At 73.1% G+C, this 2,456-nt stretch carries 2 protein-coding genes and 1 pseudogene; all 3 read left to right on the forward strand.

The features are described 5' to 3' along the window. A pseudogene (locus ASF20_RS24980) lies at window positions 1-112 on the forward strand (PhnA-like protein); the annotation flags it as partial. Between the two features lie 389 nt (window positions 113-501). Further along, window positions 502-1,596 (forward strand): bifunctional DNA-binding transcriptional regulator/O6-methylguanine-DNA methyltransferase Ada, encoded by a 1,095-nt coding sequence (ada, locus tag ASF20_RS11485; RefSeq protein WP_056274294.1) that lies wholly within the window; start codon window positions 502-504, stop codon window positions 1,594-1,596. A gap of 362 nt (window positions 1,597-1,958) precedes the next feature. Next, the coding region (locus ASF20_RS24985) for a TonB-dependent receptor plug domain-containing protein (protein WP_244476404.1) at window positions 1,959-2,456 on the forward strand (498 nt) is incomplete at its 3' end.

Below are 2,456 nucleotides of genomic sequence, written 5' to 3' on the forward strand. Positions count from 1 at the left end.
CTACGGCGCGCTCGCCCTCATCCTGGGCGCCCTCGCCGGCTTCTTCGGCGGACGCCTCGGCGCCCCCAAGGCCGCCACCGTCGTGGCCGGTTACGACGCCCGCCGCGTCTGAACGGACGGGGCTGACCGACGCCGGCCAGCCCCGCCCCCTCCGATCGGGCGCCCCCGTCAGGCACGCACCGTGCCTCGGGGTCTCCTGCCGCCGACGTGTCCTTGCCTCCGCGACAGGCCACCGTTGCCGCCCAAGCCGCCGGCCCGCGATAGCCTGTTCGCTGCACATCGAGATCCCGGATCGGAGGCGACGGGAGGCACGGTGGACATCGGCCGCCGGTCTGTTCGCCGGGCGAGGCCCCGCCAACGCAAGTGGTACGGTACGGATGCCTCGCCAGCCGGATTCGAGAGCAAGGATCGGGATGCGGCTCCGGGGATTTCGGGGCAGGACAGGCTGCGACGCGGCCGCGACAAGCGGGGGCCGCCCCTGGACGACGGAGGACGGTTCTCATGCGGCGCGCTGACACCCATCCGGAGTGGGACGACCCGAGCGCCCCCGATGACGCGGACGCGCAGCGATGGGCCGCGCTCACCGCCCGCGACGCGCGGGCCGACGGCACCTTCGTCTACGCCGTTCGCACCACCGGCGTGTATTGTCGCCCCAGTTGCCCCTCCCGCGCGGCCAACCCGGAGAACGTGAGCTTCCACGCCACCTGCGATGCAGCCGAGGCCGCGGGCTTCCGCCCGTGCCGGCGCTGTCGGCCCAACGACGTGACCCTGGCCGAACGGCACGCCGCGGCCATCGTCCGGGCCTGCCGCCTGATCGACGCGGCCGAGACCATGCCGACACTCGAAGGCCTCGCCGCGGAAGCGGGCCTGAGCGCCTTCCACTTCCACCGCGTCTTCCGAAGGGTCACCGGCATCACGCCGAAGGCCTACGCGACGGCCAAGCGGGCCGAGCGCGTGGCGCAGCGCCTGCCCGAGGCCGGGACGGTGACCGAAGCGGTCTTCGCGGCCGGCTTCAACGCGTCGAGCCGCTTCTACGCTGAAGGCCCGGATCGGCTCGGGATGCGCCCATCGGCCTATCGCACGGGAGGCGCCGGGACGGCGATCCGCTTCGCGGTGGCCGCGTGCTCCCTCGGCGCGCTCCTGGTGGCGGCGACCCCCAAGGGCCTCTGCGCGATTCTCCTGGGCGACGATCCCGACGCCCTGGTCCGCGATCTCCAGGACCGCTTCCCCAGGGCCGACCTGGCGCCCGGCGATCCAGCCTTCGACGGGTGGGTGGCGACAGTCGTCGGTTTCGTCGAGGCGCCGGGCCGCGGCCTCGACCTGCCCCTCGACATCGGCGGCACCATCTTCCAGCAGCGGGTTTGGGCCGCCCTTCGCGCCGTCCCGATCGGCACCACGACGACCTACGGCGCGATCGCCCAGGCCATCGGCGCCCCGACATCCATGCGGGCCGTGGCCCAGGCGTGCGGCGCCAACCGGCTGGCGGTCGCCATCCCGTGCCACCGGGTGGTCCGCGCGGACGGGTCGCTCTCCGGTTATCGCTGGGGCGTCGCGCGCAAGCGCCAGCTCCTCGACCGCGAGGCGGATGCGCGCTGAAGGTCTCGCCGCGCGCCTGACGGTTTGAGAGAGCAGGTTCGACGTGTCGGGTTCGACGTGGCATGGGAGCCACAGGTCACGACCACAGGGTGTCCGACCCGTCGCGCCCCCTCGGTCCACGGGGTAGAAGTGACTTCGGCATTCCCGGACGCGCGATGCGCATGAATGGACGTCGCGGTTCGCGTCCGGCCCGACCGGCCTCCCTCCCTACGGCGTGACCCGCCCCCGCTCCCGTGGTCGAAACCGGCATGACCGCTGTTCCCTGTTCTCCGCGTTCCCAGGCCGTCGCGCCCCGAACTGCGGCCCCGCGAACCGGAGCCGTCCGGCTTGCCCTCGTCGCCGTCCTTCTCTCCGCGTCGGAGGTGCGCGCCGAGGAGGCGGGCGGGATCGTGCTGGAGGAGCTCTCGATCACGGCCGAGGGTCGCCCGGCACCGGCCGGGGTGCCGTTCGGTGTCTCGGCGCCCCCCGGTTCCAGCCCGAGCGTGATCGAACAGCCCCTGGGCGCCACCGCCACGCGCGTCGGCCGAACCGACACGATCGAGAACCGGCCCGCCACAAGCCTCGGATCGGTTCTGGCCAACAGCCCCGGCGTGACCGTGCGCCAGGGCAATGGCGGGCGCGACGTGGTGATCTCCATCCGGGGCAACAATGCCCGTTCCACCGGCGTCATCCGGAACATGGTGGTGCTGGAGGACGGCTTCCTCCTGACCCAGCCGGACGGCGCCTCACGCTTCGACCTCGTCGATCCCCGCGCGTACAGCCGCATCGACGTGTTCCGCGGTCCGCAATCGGCTCTGTTCGGCAACTACGCCACCGGCGGCGCGCTCGCCTTCCGCACCCGGACGGGCCGCGAGATCGAC

The organism is Methylobacterium sp. Leaf88 (genome assembly GCF_001422795.1).
In the GTDB taxonomy this organism is placed as follows: domain Bacteria; phylum Pseudomonadota; class Alphaproteobacteria; order Rhizobiales; family Beijerinckiaceae; genus Methylobacterium.

Excerpts from the sequence above, each read along its gene's own strand:
- ada (WP_056274294.1), top strand. The coding sequence starts at position 502 with ATGCGGCGCGCTGACACCCATCCGGAGTGGGACGACCCGAGCGCCCCC.